Genomic DNA, 14745 nt, shown 5'->3' with positions numbered 1-14745 from the left:
ACGGCCTCAACTCGCCGCTGGCGATCCACCTGAGCCAGACTCCCTACAGCCCGCTGGTGGAGCCGTGGGTGATGGCTGACGTGGCGCGGCGCGGGATGGATCTCGAGGCGTACCGCGCCATCTTCGACGCTGCCGTGGATGCCCACGCGCGGTCGCTGGCCTTTCTGCTGGTGCCGATCTTTGCGCTCCTGGTAACGATGGTCTTCTGGCGTCCGCGGCGCTACTTCGTGGAGCACCTCGTGTTCGCCACGCACGCCATCGCCTTCATGCTCCTGCTGATGCCGCCCGTGGTGCTGGCGCTGAGCATGCTGGCCCGCTTCGCCTACCGGGCCGGGGCCAGCGTGGAGGCCACCAGCTTCATCGCCGACGCGGGCGGGCCGGCGGTGTTCTGGGGGACTTACCTGGCGATGGCGCTGCGCACCGCGTACGGCCAGAGCCGCACGCTGGCGATCGGCAAGGCGGCCGTGCTCGCCGTGGGGACGCTGGCCGTGCTCACCGTCTATCGCTTCGTCCTCTTCCTGGCGACGTTCTACGCCCTGTAGCCACTGTTCCGCGGGCGCCGCGCGCGGTAAGCTGATGCCGGCCCGCCCGATCACGGCGGGCCGGCGTTTTATACCACCGCACACCAGCGATCCGGATGGCAAGACCTTCCCCCGGCAGCGAGCTTTCGCCGTACGCCGAGTTCCGCCGCGGCGAGTGGGCGCGGCTGCGCGGCGCCACCCCGCTCACCCTCTCCGAAGCCGAGCTGGATGCCCTGCGCGGCGTGGACGGCCACGTGTCGCTGGAGGAGGTGTCGGACATCTACCTCCCCCTGTCGCGCCTGCTGAACCTGTACGTGGCGGCGGCGCAGCAGCTCTACCGCGTCACCGACACCTTTCTGGGGAGCCCGGCGGCGCGCGTGCCGTACGTCATCGGGGTGGCGGGGAGCGTGGCGGGGGGAAAGAGCACCACCTCGCGCATCCTGCAGGCGCTGCTGGCGCGTTGGCCGGACCATCCCAAGGTGGACCTGGTGACGACGGACGGCTTCCTGTATCCCAACGGGGTGCTGGAGGCGCGGCGGATCATGCACCGCAAGGGCTTCCCCGAGAGCTACGACGTGCGCAGGCTGATTCGCTTCCTGGCCGAGATCAAGGGCGGGGCAGAGGAGGCGCGCGCGCCGGTGTACTCGCACCTGATCTACGACATCGTCCCCGGCCAGGAGCTGGTGGTGCGGCGGCCGGACATCCTGATCGTGGAGGGCCTAAACATCCTGCAGACGGGCGCGCCGCAGCCGGAGCGGCCGGCGCGGCTCTTCGTGTCCGACTTCCTGGATTTCTCCATCTACATCGACGCCAGCGAGCGCCACCTGGAGACGTGGTACATCCAGCGCTTCCAGCGGCTGCGCGAGACCGCGTTCCGCGACCCCACCTCCTTTTTCCACCGCTACGCCATCGGGATGTCCGACGAGGAGTCGATCGCCTTCGCGCGCGAGGTGTGGGCCACCATCAATGCCGTGAACCTGCGCGAGAACGTGCTCCCCACGCGTGACCGCGCGCGGCTGATCCTGCAAAAGGGGAAGGATCATCGGGTGGAGCGGGTGCGGCTGCGGAAGCTGTGACCGGCGGGGAATGGGGAATGGGGAATGGGGAATCCTTCGGCGCACGCTTGGCCATCACGACTCGCTATTCCGAGGGATCGCGCGGAGGGGGTGCAGGCTTGGCGGGCGTTTTTTTGGACCGGCCCCGGCGCGAGCGGGGGACGGGATTCCCCGAGGTGATCGCGGCTCTGCTGTGATCGAGGCTGCTCCTCAGCATGTCCACCGAGGAGTCGCCTGACAGGGCATCCGCTTCCTCGATGAGCGATTCGCCCAGCACGATGGCGTCGAAAAGGTCGCTCAGAGGGATGAGGCCAAAGCTGTACCGCCGGGCCGCGTCGTCCAGGACCCGCCAGGCCTTCGCGAACTTCATGTACTCGCGGCGGGGGTTCCACAGCGTCATGGCGGCGATGGCGAAGCCGGTGACGACGGTGGCGCCTTTCGTCCAGATGCCCGGCAGCCCCGCGAGCGCCACCAGCGAGCCGAGGATGCCGAGCAGCCCCAGGAGGTTGTGCGCCGTCGTCCCCATGATCTGGCGACCCCGCTTCCAGCTCGTGAGCCGCTCCTGGACCGTCGCGGGAATCTCATGGGTCGGCTGAATCGACATCGGCGCACGTAGGGTCGGAAGTCGAAGACGGCGGGTGCGCCGCGGATGGAAAGCTCGACAGCATTGGTCGGCCTCGGGCTCGGAGATTACCAGCCTGCGTCTTGCGGATGGCTCTGCGCCGGGACTTCCACACAGGGCGCATCGGGAGATTTCGTGGAGCTGACGCAGAACGCGGCACGGGCGCTGATGGTGGCCGCGCAGGGGCTGGACCGGCGGGCGCGGCGCAGGGCCGGCAAGGCGGACGTGCTGGCGGCGATCCGGCGCATGGGGGTGCTGCAGATCGACACCATCTCGGTGGTGGCGCGCAGCCCGTACCTGGTGCTGTGGAGCCGGCTGGGCGCGTACGAGCCGCGCTGGCTGGACGAGCTGCTGGCCGAGGGGGCGCTGTTCGAGTACTGGGCCCACGAGGCGTGCTTCATCCCCGTGGAGGACTTCGCGCTCTTTCGCCACCGCATGCTCGATCCCGCGGCGATGGGGTGGAAGTACCGCGCCGAGTTCATCCGCAAGAACCGCGAGACGGTCGACCGCCTTCTGGCCACCGTGCGCGAGCGCGGCCCCGTCCGCTCGGCCGACTTCGAGCGGCGCGACGGCAAGGGCGGCGGGTGGTGGGAGTGGAAGCCCGAGAAGCGGATGCTGGAAAGCCTCTTCACCGCCGGCGAGCTGATGATCGCCCGGCGCGACAACTTCCACCGCGTGTACGACGTGCGCGAGCGCGTCCTCCCCTCGTGGAGCGACGACCAGCTCCCCCCGCGCGAGGCGGTCGCGCGCGAGCTGGCGCTCAAGGCCGTGCGCGCGCTGGGCGTGGCGAAGGCGAAGTGGGTCGCCGACTACTTCCGCACCTCCAAGCGCGCCACCCCGCCCATCCCCGCGCGGCTGGCCGACGAGGGGGCCCTGCTGCCCGTGCGGGTGGAGGGGTGGAAGGAGCCCGGCTACGTCCACCCGGACCATCACGACCTGGCCCTGCGCGCGGCGGCGGGGGAGATCCGCCCCACCCTCACCACCCTTCTCTCCCCCTTCGACCCGCTGGTGTGGGACCGCGCGCGCGCCGCGGAGCTGTTCGGCTTCGACTATCGCCTGGAGTGCTACACCCCCGAGCCCAAGCGCCGCTGGGGGTACTTCGTGCTTCCCATCCTGCGCCGCGGCGCGCTCGTGGGCCGCCTGGACGCAAAGGCCCACCGCCGCGACGGCGTCTTCGAAGTCCGTGCGCTCTACCTGGAGCCCGGTGTGCGCCCCACCGACCGCTTCGTGGCCGACGTCGGCGGCGCGCTGCGGGAGTGCGCCGCCTGGCACGGCACCCCCGCGGTCGCCATCCGCCAGTCCGACCCGCCCGAGCTGGCCGCGCGTTTGATGCAGCTCGCCGCGCCATCAAACGCCCCAGATACGAGCTGATGTCCCATGGCGTGGCGCTTCCGCTCACAACCGGCCGGATACGCTCAGAACCGGCGCGGTGGAGTGCGGAATGCAGTCAGCGGCCCGCGTAGCCGACTTCCACCCGGAGACGCGACCATGCTCTACACCGACTTCATCCTGTTCCGGCCCGACCGCAGGCTCGTGGCGGCGGTGCAGGCGAACGGCCAGTTGAACACCTCGGCGCAATGGGCAGCCGAGTTCCGCCGCAACCTGCTCGTGCGCGGGGGAATTCCGCCGCTGGAGTACTTCCTTATCGTCACGCCCGATACCATGTACCTGTGGAAGGACTCGGACGTGGAGCCTGTCGTTCGCCTCCCGGACGCGGTGATCCCCGCCCGGCCCCACCTGACCCCGTACGTAGACGGTGAACGGGTGCGGCTCGAGACCGTGAACCCGTTGACCTTCAAGATGATCGTCGAGTTCTGGCTGTCGGACCTCGGCTATTCGGTGAGCGAGGCCGCCGAGATCGCCCTGGCGAACGGCTTCGACGGGATCGGCTTGATAGAAGCCGTCCGTGGGGGGAAGATGGAGTGCAAGGAGGCGGCGTGAACGTCTACGTCGAGTCGAACTTCGTACTCGAGCTGGCGTTGCTCCAGGAGCAGCACGCCGCGTGCGAGGCGCTGCTGGAGCTATGCACGGAAGGACGAATCCGTCTCCTCCTTCCCACGTTCTCGATGATCGAACCCTTCGGCGCGCTCTTCCGCCGGAAGGCCGAGCATAGGTCGGTCAAGATCCCGGTGGATGCGGCGCTTCGGGAGCTCGGGCGGACAGCGTCGCTCGCGGCCCCGGTGAGCGCGGCGAAAGTTGTGCTGCACCAGCTGCTCGTCGTCAACGGCGAGGACGAGTTCCAGCGCTGGAAGGATGCGAGGAGCCGCATCGCCGCGGTGGCCGAGCTGATCCCCTTCGACGAGCGCGTCCTGCCGGTCGCGGTGGCGGTGGAGGACCAGTTCCGGCTGACCCCGCCTGATGCGCTGATCTATGCATCGGTCCGGAGCCACTTGAGCCAGACCCGCCCGTCGCGAAGCTGCTTCATCAACCGGAACTTCGAGGACTTCAACACGCCCCCGCTCGTCGGCGACCTGCAGGCGCTCGGGTGCAAGTTTCTCCCGGCGTTCGATCAGGGGCTGAGCTTCGTGCAGGGGATGCTGGGGCGGAACTGACGGTCGGGAGAGGCTGTTGTTGTTCCTTACCAGGTCGCCGGAACGGGCGTGCTGGTGGTGTCGGTGCCGGTGCTGTCGCGTGGCTCGGGGCGCTTGCGCGGGAAGCAGACGCGCTTTCTCTCACCGCGGCTGAGCACCCAGGTGCAGCGGCCGCGCGTGGAGTTCACCAGCACGCCCAGGCCAGGGCGCAGGGTGGGCTGCGGACCGAACGTGCGCTGGGGAGTGTCGGGCGCGCAGGCCGAGAGGAGCGCGAGCGTGGCGAGGGCGGCAAAGCGGAGCATGCGAGTTCCTTCGATGACGTGTTCGGCGGACGCGAGGGCGGCACGGAGGGTGCCATGCGCTCCCGCTTCACTCAACAGCGAGGAGGCGCATGCCGGTCCAGTACCGAACCAAGGGATGCATGACGAGCATCCTGCTCTCGGTGGTGCTCACCATCGTGCTCAACGTGCTGCTGCGGGCCTGCTCCACGCAATGGTGACGTTCAGGGCGCGGCGCGGATGCGGACGGTCCGCTCCAGCTCGTCGCGCGCCTGAAGGACCTTGCGGCGGATGTCCATGGGGAGCCGCGGGTTCTCGGCCAGGAAGCGGTCCACCACGGCCAGCGCTTCCGGCGTCGTCTGCCCGCCGATGAAGGCGTTCACCCAGCGCGGGAGGAAGAAGATCCGTCGGTTGTCGCGGATCCACTCCAGCCGGTCGAGCGAGGCGCGCAGGTGCGGGAGGGACAGATCCGCGCGGGCGGGGTCGTTGAAGGCGCCCAGCGAAGCCGTGGCCCACTCCTCGTTGAGCTGCGGATCGTCCAGGTAGCGCCGGAAGTACTCCGTGCGCGCGGCGGCGGTGGGGATGGCGGCGCCGGCCACGAATGCGCGGCGAGGACCCTCGGCGCCGGTGTCCCGCGCGGCCTCGGCGGCGATCAGCGCGGCCGGATTCGGCTCGCCCAGCGCGGCGAGGGCGCCCACGATGGACCAGCGCGTGGGCTGCTGCACTGGCTTTCCATCGAACTGCTTGCGCCCCGCCAGGTAGTCGCGGAGCAGCGCGCGCCCGGCCTCGGTGCGCACGGTGCCGACCAGCGCGTCCAGCGACGCCTTCCGCATACCGTACGGCAGGCTCGCGTCGTCCGCGCGGGCGGCGAGGAGGCGCTCCCACGCCGGCGCCACGCGGGCGGCGTCGTTCGGGCGCAGGTAGAGGGTGAGCGCGGTGGAGGCGCGGCCGAGCACGGCGTCGGCGATCTGCTCGTCGCGTTCGCGGGGGAGCTCGCGGATGGCGGTCTCCACGAAGCGCGCGGCGGGCATGCGGCCCTCGCGCACGCGGTCCCACAGCGCGCCCCAGAGCTGCGCGCGCAGGAGATCGTCGCGGGTGGTGCCCAGGCTCGCCGCCACGCGCCCGGCGCTGCGGTCGTCCAGCAGGAAGAGGCCGTAGCCGTAGTCGCCGTCGTTGCTCCACACGTAGTCCGGCAGTGGCAGCCCGGCGGCGCCCTCCACGACCGTCGTCGTCCCGGCGAAGGTGACGGGGAGGACGACGTCGTCGCGGTCGTGGTACGCCAGTCGCACGCGCACCCGCCCCGGCCACCATCCGCCCGGATCGCCCGGGAGAGCGCGCGCCGGGCGCTGCACCAGCCGCAGCGCGCGGATCTTGTTCCCATCCACCTCAAGCCGTGTCTCCACGACCGGCATTCCGGCGCGCAGGATGTACTGCTCGCCGAACTGCTTGAGGGGCGTGCCCGATTCTTCCTCGACGGCGGTCAGCAGGTCGCGCCAGGTGGCGTTCTGGTAGGCGTGGCGGATGAGAAAGGTGCGCACCCCCCTGCGGAACGCCGTGTCGCCCACCAGGAAGTTGAGCTGCTTCAGGATCGACGGCGCCTTGTTGTAGACGATGGGGCCGTAGTTGCTCTTCGCCAGGTCAAGGTTCGCCAGCTCCTGCCACACAGGCGTGGTGCCCGAAGTGGCGTCGGTGGCGTAGGCAGTGGGCTTGTTGCGCAGGTAGAAGGTCTTCCACGCGCCGCTCTCGGGCGCCAGCTCCGCCTGCATGCGCGCCGCCATGTAAGTGGCGAACCCCTCCTTGAGCCAAAGGTCGTCGAACCAGCGCATCGTCACCAGGTCGCCGAACCACTGGTGTGCGACTTCGTGGTAGATGGTCTGCTCGCGCCCCAGCCGCTGCGAAAGGGTGGGCGGCTCGCGAAAGACGAACTGCGTCTCGTTGTAGAAGATGGCCCCCACGTGCTCCATCCCGCCGAAGGGGAAGGCGGGGGCCAGGAGCGCGTCCATCTTGTCGAAGGGGAAGGGGACCTGGAAGTAATCGGCCAGCCACGCCGCCGCGCGCCGGTTGGCGCCGATCAGCGAGTCCGCCTCCACCTCCGCGCGGCGCGATGCGCGCGCGTACAGCGTGAGCCCGTCCGACTCCCACGTCGCCCACGGCCCGGCGGCGAAGGCGATGAGGTAGGTGGAGATCGGCTTCGTCTCGCCGAAGCGCCAGACCACCGCCGTGCGCACGGAGTCGAGCCCCTCCAGCGCGCTGTTGGTGAGCACCTTCCAGGACGCCGGCGCCGTGATCCGCATGCGCACGCGGGCCTTGAGGTCCGGCTGGTCGAAGCAGGGGAAGAGCGCGTTGGCGTCCGCCGGCACCAGGAGGGTGTAGAGGTACGTCGTGGCGTCCTTGGGATCGTCGGCGCGGATGATGGGCGCCCCCGCCGCCGCGATGCGCGTGGTGAACTCCGCGGACACCCGGTTGGACCCATCGCGCAGGTGGCGCGCGGGGATGCGGATGTGCCCCTGCGCCCACTGGTAGTCCGTGACCGCGGCCCCGTTCGCGCGCACCGAGTGGAGCGACGGTCCGCGGAAGTCGAGCACCAGGTCGCCCGTGCCGCTGCGGTCGAACTCCGCCTCCACGCGTCCGCGCGCCGAGTCGCGCCGGGTGATGTTCAGCGCCAGCGAGTAGCGCACGCCGGAGAGCGTGGCCGCGCGCTCCCGCGCCAGCTCCAGCGAGACGCCGGGTTGCATCGGATTGGAGCTCATCTGCGCTCTGACGGGGTGCGCGGCGGCCGCGGCGGCGATCGCCAGGACGGACGCGGGACGGATGCGTGGCATGGATTTCGGTTGGTGGCGGGGGCCCTCACCCCCGGCTCGTTACACTCGCCTGCCCCCTTCCCGATAACAGGAGAGGGCTGCGCCCTAACGTTATCGAGAGAGGGGGCTGCGGTCGCGGATGGCCGCCTGCACAGATCCGGTAGGGGCGCGATTCATCGCGCCCGTGCCCCGTGCCGCACCGCGTTCTCCCGACACACACACCAATACCCGTAGGGGCAGACCTGCGTGTCTGCCCACCCCCGCCGCCACACCGGCCCGCGCCCCGCCGCACAGATTTCGTAGGGGCCGCCCCACGTGGCTGCCCGTGCCTCGCCATGCCCAGATGCCGGCGTTTTATCGCCCGCCGTTTATCGCCTGATTCGCACGGTCGTGGCACGGATCGGCAGGGCCTGCACGCGGGCGCGGAAGCGCTGGTACTCGGGCGTGTCGCGGATCATGCGCTCGCGGTTCAGCGGGCCCAGCGTCCCGATCAGCGCGCGGGTGTTGCGCACGCGCTCCGTGCTGGTGGGATGCGACGCGAACCACTGGTCGAACGAGGTGGGCTCCTCCCTCTGCTCGCGAAGAAGCTCCTCGAAAAAGGTGGCGATGCCGTCCGGATCGTAGCCGGCGTTGGCCACCGTCACCACGGCGCGCTCGTCCGCCTCGCGCTCGGCGTCGCGGCCGTACTTGGCGAAGACGGCCGCGCCGCCCCCCTGGATCACCACCTGCTCCACCACTCCCGGCTCGCGGTCCAGCGCCCAGTAGACCAGCCGCACCAGGACGTTGGCGCGCTGCTGCTTCTCCATCTGCTCCAGCCCGTGCCGCTCGGTGACGTGCGCGATCTCGTGCCCCAGCACCCCCGCCATCTCCGACACCAGGTCCGCGTGCTCGATGAGGCCGCGGTTCACGAAGATGTGGCCGCCGGGGATGGCGAACGCGTTCACCTCGGGCGAATCGACCAGGTAAAAGGTGTAGCGGCGCCCGGATGAGTCCGCGCGGGATGCCAGCCCCTTCCCCATACCGTTGAGCGCCTCCACCGCGACGGGGTCCTGGATGAGCCGCACCTGCCCGCGGATCTCCGCCGCGTACTGCGCGCCGAGCTGCGCCTCCTCGTCGAGCCCGATGCTCCCCGCGCACGCGGCCAGGCTCAGCGGCGCGAGGAGCACGGCTACGTGTGCGAGGGTGCGGGTGCGTGGCATCGGCGCGCGCGTGCGGGTGGACGAAGGTGATCCCCCCTCTGCTTCACGTTCCGAGCCAGCCGGGCACGGCCCGGGTGCAGCCGCGCGGCTGCACCGCAGCCCGGATGCGGCACCTGGTGCGGTGACCCAGGTCGCGTAAGCCGTTGGTGTAAGGCGGTTTGCGAATTTGGCCACGCCGGACCGTGGGTTGCGTTGTCGGTAGGCACGAGCAGGACGAAGTGCAACCGAACAACATCGAGGCGACCATGCGAAACAAGATCGTGCTTCTGGCCGGAGCGGCCATACTGGCGACGGGCGGAGCGGCCGCCGCGCAGGCCCCCATCCCCACCGCGGCGGACAGCGCCCTCACCGAGTGCTCGCGCGCCGCGGCGGCTAAGGACGAGGCCGCCGCATCGACCGCCGCGGACCGGGCCGAGCGCCTGTTCCGCGCCCGTCTCGCCGCCGAGCCTCAGAGCGCGGAGCCGCGTGTCGGGCTCGCGCGGGTGATCGGCGAGTGCCGCATCGGGTTCGCGGACTTCATGAGCAAGGGGAGGCTCTCCGGGCAGTCGATCGAGCTGCTGAAGGCGGCGCTCGCGATCGACAGCACCCACTGGACGGCGCGCTACGTGCTCGCCCTGAACTACTTCCACCTCCCCGCCTTCCTGGGCCGCACGGACGACGCCATCCGCGAGTTCGAGCTGCTCGTGGCGCAGCAGGGGACGCGCAACACGCCCGGCATCTTCGCGCAGCCCTACCTGCGCCTCGGTGAGCTGTACGTCCGCCAGAACCGCACGGCGGATGCGCTGGCGATCTGGCGGCGCGGCGCGGCGCTCTTTCCGGGGGAGGCGCGCTTCGCCGAGCTGATCCAGCAACACGAGCGCCGCGCGGACACCACCGATTCGCCCACCGCGGCTCCGGCAGTCGCGATCGCGCCGGCCGCACCGGCGCCTGCTCCCGCCGCGCCCAAGCAGGCGGTGCTGCTGGACGGGCTCACGGTGCAGGCCAGTGCCAACCGGATGGACGACACGCGCAGCGGCACCTCGCTGAAGCGGATCGACGTGCTGATGACCCCCGGCGGCACCGCGGACCTGATGCAGGCCATCCAGACGGGACCGGGCACCACCCGCGCCGCCGAGGGGGCCGACCTGTACGTGCGCGGCGGCGACCCCGCCGAGGCGCCCGTCTGGGTGGACGGGGCGCGGCTGGTGTACGCGGGGCGCTACGAGTCGCTGCACGGCGGCGCGTTCGGCGTGCTCGACCCGGCGGTGCTGGGCTCCGCCACCTTTTCCAGCGGCGGCTTCGGCGCGCGCTACGGCAACGCCCTCTCCGGCGTGCTGGACGTCGAGACGCTCGGCCGCCCCTCCTCCGCGGCGGGCGTCCTCTCCGCCAACACGGTCGGGGCGGGGGCAATGCTCCAGCTTCCCGCCGGCAGGCGGGCGGGGATGTGGGGAGCGGCACGCGTGACCGAGGCGTCGATGATGCTGGCGATGCACGGCCGCGGCGGCGAGTTTGACACGGCGCCGCGCGCGCTGGAAGGGATCGGTGGCGCGGTGTGGGCGCCGCGCCCGGGGTGGCAGCTCAAGGCCACCGGGCTGATCGACACCGACGCGTCGGCGCGGAACGTGAGCGCCTACGGGTACAGCGGAGCGTTCGGCTCGCGCGGCGGCACGACGCTGGCGACGCTCTCGGGGCGCGGGGTGTCGCGCGACGGGCGGGTGGCGGTGCGGGCCAACCTCAGCGCCACGGAGCGCACCACTGGCTTCGACTTCGGGGTGATGGACCGCGAGCGCACCGACCGCGGGGTCGCCGCGCGGGTGGACACGGAGTGGATGCTGGGCGGCGGCCGACTCCGCGCCGGCGCCGAGGCCGCTGGGATGGAGGCCCGCCAGACCGGCGTCACCCCCACCACCGACCAGCTCGCCCCCGGCTCGCCCTCGCGGGTGCTGCAGGCGGTCACGGACGATGCATCGCACGTGGGCGGCTACGCGGAGTACGAGTGGGCGGCGTCGGGGCGGGTGGGCGTGGTGGCCGGCATCCGCGCCGACCGCCTTCCCGGCGAGACGGAGTGGACCGCGGACCCGCGGCTGGCCCTCGCCTTCCGCGCGGGCGACTGGACGCTGCGCGCTGCCGGCGGCGAGTTCCACCAGGGGCGCTGGCGGACGCGCTTCGCCCTTCCCGATGCGGGCTCCCCGGCCGGCGTCCCCACGCGGGCGCGGCACCTGGTGGTGGGCGCGGAGCGATCCGGCGAGCCCTCGCTCAAGGTGGAGGCGTACACGAAGTCATACGGCCGTTACGCCGAAGCCGGCGACGGGCCGCAGGCGGCCTCGGGCCGCGCCACGGGACTGGACGCGATCGTGCGCTGGAGCCGGCAGGCGCGAGTGAACGGGTGGATCACGTACGGGCTGCTCCGCGGGCGGCTGGAGCTGGAGGACGGGCGGGTGGTGCCCTCGTCGGTGGACGTGACGCACTCCTTCACCGGCGTGGCCACCGTGCGGCTTCCCGCCGAGCTGCAGCTCGGCAACACCCTGCGCTACGCCACCGGGCGCCCCTTCACCCCGCGCACGGTCGGCGCACCGGGCGAGCCGAACGGCGACCGGCTGCCGTACTACCTGCGCCTCGACACCCGTCTCACCCGCTTCTGGACGGTGCGCGGGCGGATGGTGGTGACGTACCTGGAGATGCTGAACACCGCGGGCCGCGAGAACATCGCCGGCTACAGCTACGACGACGCGGCGGGCACGCGCACCACGGTCCCCAACTTCTTTGGGCAGCGCACGGCCGTCTTCGGCGGCAGCGTCAACTTCTGAGCGGGATTCCAGCCGAATGAGCTCCCTTGCCGTCGCGGTCGCGTTCTTTGCCTGCGGAGTGGTCTTCTTCAGCACCGCGACGCTGCTCCTCTTCAACCCCCGCAGCCGCGGGGTGCGCTGGTACGCCCTCTTTCAGGCGGGGCTGATGTCGTGGCTGGCCGTGCAGGGGTGGATCTTCGCCACCGGCGGCACGCGCGGACCGCTCTTCTTCGGCATCATCCACATGCTCCCCGCGTTCTTTCTCGCCTTCGCGCTGGCGGAGGGGATGGAGCGGCCGGACTGGCAGGCGCTCCTGCCGGTGTGTGCCGGCCTCGTCCTCCTCCCGTTCGCCCTGCACGGGGAGAGGGGGACGATCCTGGACCTGTGGCAGCTCGCCGCCTGGGTGGGTGGCACGGTCCCGATGGTGCGCTTCGCGACGGTGTCGAGACGGGTGAAGGGCCCGGGGGAGCGCCGGCTGAGCCTGGGCGTCGTGGGCGGGATGGTGGCCGTGCTCCCGCTGGGGTTGATCGGCGGCTATCTCACCGAGGGCTCGCACTCCGTCTACGCCCTGCCGCTGGCGATGGTGTGGATGCAGCTCCTGATCTTCGTGGGGGTGTCGCGGCTGCGCTTCTACGACATCGAGGTGCGCGCGTCCAGGACCGGCGAGCTTGCCGCCGCCGCCACCGAGCAGGAGCGCCTCGCGGTGCTGGGAGAGCTCTCCGCGTCGGTGGCGCACGAGGTGCGGAACCCCCTCACCGGCATGCGCTCGCTGGCCCAGCGCCTCGCCGAGGACGATGTGGACGACGCCAAGCGCCGGCGCTACGCCGCCGTGATCCTGGAGGAGGCGGAGCGCGTGGAGCGGATCGTGGCCAACCTGCTGGGCTTCGCGCGGCGCGCCACGGTGCGACCCGAGCCCGGCGCCCGCACGGCGCTCGCGCCCCTCTTCGACGACCTCCTCCTGCTGGTGGAGGCGCACGCGCGCAGGGGCGGCGTCACCGTCGATGCGGACGCGGGCGGCAGCGTGGCCGCGGCGCCGCGGGAGGCGCTCGCGCAGGCCATCCTCAACCTCCTCCTCAACGCCATCCGCCACACCCCAGCCGGAGGCACGGTCCGCCTCGCTGCCCGCCCCGCGCAGGGCGACCTGGAGGTGGTGGTGAGCGACACCGGCCCCGGCGTTCCCCCCGCCGAGCGCGAGCGGATCTGGGAGCCCTTTCGCAGCGAGGGCGGTGGGACGGGGTTGGGGCTCGCCGTCGTCCGCCGGCTGGCGCGCGAGCTGGGGTGGGAGGCGCGGGTGGGCGGCGCACCCGGCGGCGGCGCGGAGTTCTCCATCCGCATTCCAGCTCCACAGGCGGCGCGATGAAGATCCTGGTGGTGGACGACGAGCGCTCGATCCGCTTCTCGCTTTCGGAGCTGCTGGAGGAGGAGGGGCACGACGTGCGAGAGGCCGAGCACGCCCCCGCCGCCCTGGCCGCGCTGGAGGATACGCCGGCGGACCTGGTGATCTCAGACCTCTCGATGCCCGCCATGAGCGGGCTCGAATTGCTGGAGGAGGTGCGCTCGCGGCACCCCGGAACCCTCTTCGTGCTGATGACGGCGCACGGCGACGAGCGGCTGGCGGTGCGCGCGCTGCGCGAGGGGGCGTATGGCTACGTCCCCAAGCCCTTCGACAACGAGGAGATCCGCGCCATCGCCCGCCGCGCCCGCGAGCTCCTGGCCCTGCGCGCGGAGAACGTGCGGCTGCGCGAGGAGCTGGGCGGCGCCTTCCACGGGCTGATCGGCGACTCGCCCGCGCTGCGCCAGGTGCAGAGCGTGGTGCGCCGCGCCGCCCCCACCGACGCCACCGTCCTCATCACCGGCGAGAGCGGCACGGGAAAGGAGGTCGTCGCCCGCGCCCTGCACGCGGAGAGCCGGCGGAGCGGCGCGGCGTTCGTGGCCATCAACTGCTCGGCCCTTCCCGGCGAGCTGATCGAGAGCGAGCTCTTTGGACACATGCGCGGCGCCTTCACCGGCGCCGACCGCGACCGCGTGGGGCTGTTCGAGGCGGCGGGCGGCGGGACGCTCTTCCTGGACGAGGTGGGCGACCTGGCCGCTCCCGCGCAGGCCAAGCTCCTCCGGGCGCTGGAGGAGCGGCAGGTGACTCCCGTGGGCGGCACGAAGCCGGTGGCCGTGGACGTGCGCGTGGTGGCCGCTACCAACCGGCCGCTTCAGCAGATGGCGGCGGAGGGCACCTTTCGCGAGGACCTCCTGTACCGGCTGAGCGTGATCGGCCTGCACCTTCCGCCCCTGCGCGAGCGGCGGGAGGACATCCCTGCCATCGCGGCGCACTTCCTCGCGTACTTCGCCGAGCGTCACGCCCGCCCCACCCGCGCCCTTTCCGAGGCGGCCCGGCGCATCCTGCTGGCACACGACTGGCCGGGCAACGTCCGCGAGCTGCGCAACGCCGTGGAGCGCGCCGTCGTGCTGGCCGAGGGGGAGACGATCGAGCCCGCCGACCTCCCTCCCGGCCTGGACACGCGCGCGCCGCTGGGGCCCGTCGATGCCGCCCTCGCGGACCTCTCCTGGGCCGACGCCCGCGCGCGAGCCATGGATGCGTGGGAGCGCGGCTTCCTGGCGGCGGCGCTGGAGAGGCACGGCGGCAACGTCTCGCGCACGGCGCAGGCGCTCGGCATCCACCGGCAGAGCCTGCAGAAGCGCCTTCGCCAGATTGGGCTTGAACGCGACTGACGGCGGGTTCTCACACAGAGCCACAGAGGTACGGAGAGGAGAACGGAAGGAAGGGCATCTGGAACTCTGCCGCACCTGCGCGGGTTGCATCTTGTGGGCAGAATCTTAATACAGGCGGACCGCGGCGCGGCGGGATCGGGCAACGCGTGCAGGCACAGCGAGTTAGGGGAAAGCAATGCAATGGCGCCACATTGATGCGGCGCGGATTGCAAGGTGTTGTAGGGGTTGGATTTCGGCGTGGTTGCGGGG

At 71.6% G+C, this 14745-nt stretch carries 12 protein-coding genes; 8 read left to right on the top strand and 4 right to left on the bottom strand.

All coding sequences use genetic code 11. From position 1 onward, the window contains the following. Positions 1-542: hypothetical protein (locus VF647_14775; GenBank protein ID HEX8453364.1), on the top strand; the 542-nt coding region annotated here is incomplete at its 5' end. Positions 543-637: 95 nt separating this feature from the next. Then, positions 638-1597, top strand: a complete 960-nt coding sequence (gene coaA / locus VF647_14770) for a type I pantothenate kinase (protein HEX8453363.1) — start codon at positions 638-640, stop codon at positions 1595-1597. A 64-nt stretch (positions 1598-1661) separates the two neighbouring features. Here the strand turns inward: coaA and VF647_14765 are convergent, their stop codons facing one another. Beyond that, the gene (locus VF647_14765) at positions 1662-2180 is read right to left on the bottom strand and encodes a hypothetical protein (GenBank protein ID HEX8453362.1); all 519 of its coding nucleotides are present in this window, start codon (positions 2178-2180) and stop codon (positions 1662-1664) included. Positions 2181-2333: 153 nt separating this feature from the next. Here VF647_14765 and VF647_14760 point away from each other — a divergent pair, with 153 nt between their 5' ends. From VF647_14760 to VF647_14750, 3 genes are all read left to right on the top strand, one after another. Continuing rightward, positions 2334-3569 (top strand): crosslink repair DNA glycosylase YcaQ family protein, encoded by a 1236-nt coding sequence (locus VF647_14760; GenBank protein HEX8453361.1) that lies wholly within the window; start codon positions 2334-2336, stop codon positions 3567-3569. 117 nt (positions 3570-3686) lie between these two features. Further along, positions 3687-4139, top strand: coding sequence for a hypothetical protein (locus VF647_14755; protein HEX8453360.1), 453 nt, complete (start codon positions 3687-3689; stop codon positions 4137-4139). Further along, on the top strand, positions 4136-4750 hold the full coding sequence (locus tag VF647_14750) for a hypothetical protein (GenBank protein ID HEX8453359.1): 615 nt from the start codon (positions 4136-4138) through the stop codon (positions 4748-4750). Before VF647_14755 ends, VF647_14750 begins: the two co-directional genes overlap by 4 nt. Positions 4751-4776: 26 nt before the next feature. On the opposite strand, the gene VF647_14745 is transcribed toward VF647_14750, so the two are convergent. The 3 genes from VF647_14745 to VF647_14735 all read right to left on the bottom strand — a co-directional run bounded on the left by VF647_14745 (position 4777) and on the right by VF647_14735 (position 9007). Further along, the gene (locus VF647_14745) at positions 4777-5031 is read right to left on the bottom strand and encodes a hypothetical protein (GenBank protein HEX8453358.1); all 255 of its coding nucleotides are present in this window, start codon (positions 5029-5031) and stop codon (positions 4777-4779) included. Between the two features lie 200 nt (positions 5032-5231). Then, positions 5232-7829, bottom strand: coding sequence for a M1 family aminopeptidase (locus VF647_14740; GenBank protein HEX8453357.1), 2598 nt, complete (start codon positions 7827-7829; stop codon positions 5232-5234). Between the two features lie 347 nt (positions 7830-8176). After that, positions 8177-9007, bottom strand: a complete 831-nt coding sequence (locus VF647_14735) for a M48 family metallopeptidase (GenBank protein HEX8453356.1) — start codon at positions 9005-9007, stop codon at positions 8177-8179. 245 nt (positions 9008-9252) lie between these two features. On the opposite strand from VF647_14735, the gene VF647_14730 reads away from it, so the two are divergent. From VF647_14730 to VF647_14720, 3 genes are read left to right on the top strand one after another with little or no spacing between them, the layout of a single operon-like run. Continuing rightward, positions 9253-11793 (top strand): hypothetical protein, encoded by a 2541-nt coding sequence (locus tag VF647_14730; protein ID HEX8453355.1) that lies wholly within the window; start codon positions 9253-9255, stop codon positions 11791-11793. 16 nt (positions 11794-11809) lie between these two features. Continuing rightward, a complete protein-coding gene (locus VF647_14725) occupies positions 11810-13132 on the top strand; it encodes a HAMP domain-containing sensor histidine kinase (GenBank protein ID HEX8453354.1) in 1323 nt (440 codons plus the stop codon). After that, the gene (locus VF647_14720; GenBank protein HEX8453353.1) at positions 13129-14496 is read left to right on the top strand and encodes a sigma-54 dependent transcriptional regulator; all 1368 of its coding nucleotides are present in this window, start codon (positions 13129-13131) and stop codon (positions 14494-14496) included. The genes VF647_14725 and VF647_14720 overlap by 4 nt, the downstream gene beginning before the upstream one ends. Positions 14497-14745 lie beyond the last annotated feature (249 nt).

Source organism: Longimicrobium sp. (assembly GCA_036387335.1).
Classification (GTDB): domain Bacteria; phylum Gemmatimonadota; class Gemmatimonadetes; order Longimicrobiales; family Longimicrobiaceae; genus Longimicrobium.
Note: the sequence above shows the minus strand (reverse complement) of the source record. Positions and strands in the feature narration are given on the sequence as shown.

Bases quoted from the DNA above. Each gene is read 5' to 3' on its own strand.
- coaA (HEX8453363.1), top strand. From the start codon at position 638: ATGGCAAGACCTTCCCCCGGCAGCGAGCTTTCGCCGTACGCCGAGTTC.
- VF647_14765 (HEX8453362.1), bottom strand. From the start codon at position 2,180: ATGTCGATTCAGCCGACCCATGAGATTCCCGCGACGGTCCAGGAGCGG.
- VF647_14755 (HEX8453360.1), top strand. From the start codon at position 3,687: ATGCTCTACACCGACTTCATCCTGTTCCGGCCCGACCGCAGGCTCGTG.
- VF647_14745 (HEX8453358.1), bottom strand. From the start codon at position 5,031: ATGCTCCGCTTTGCCGCCCTCGCCACGCTCGCGCTCCTCTCGGCCTGC.
- VF647_14740 (HEX8453357.1), bottom strand. From the start codon at position 7,829: ATGCCACGCATCCGTCCCGCGTCCGTCCTGGCGATCGCCGCCGCGGCC.
- VF647_14735 (HEX8453356.1), bottom strand. From the start codon at position 9,007: ATGCCACGCACCCGCACCCTCGCACACGTAGCCGTGCTCCTCGCGCCG.
- VF647_14730 (HEX8453355.1), top strand. From the start codon at position 9,253: ATGCGAAACAAGATCGTGCTTCTGGCCGGAGCGGCCATACTGGCGACG.
- VF647_14725 (HEX8453354.1), top strand. From the start codon at position 11,810: ATGAGCTCCCTTGCCGTCGCGGTCGCGTTCTTTGCCTGCGGAGTGGTC.
- VF647_14720 (HEX8453353.1), top strand. From the start codon at position 13,129: ATGAAGATCCTGGTGGTGGACGACGAGCGCTCGATCCGCTTCTCGCTT.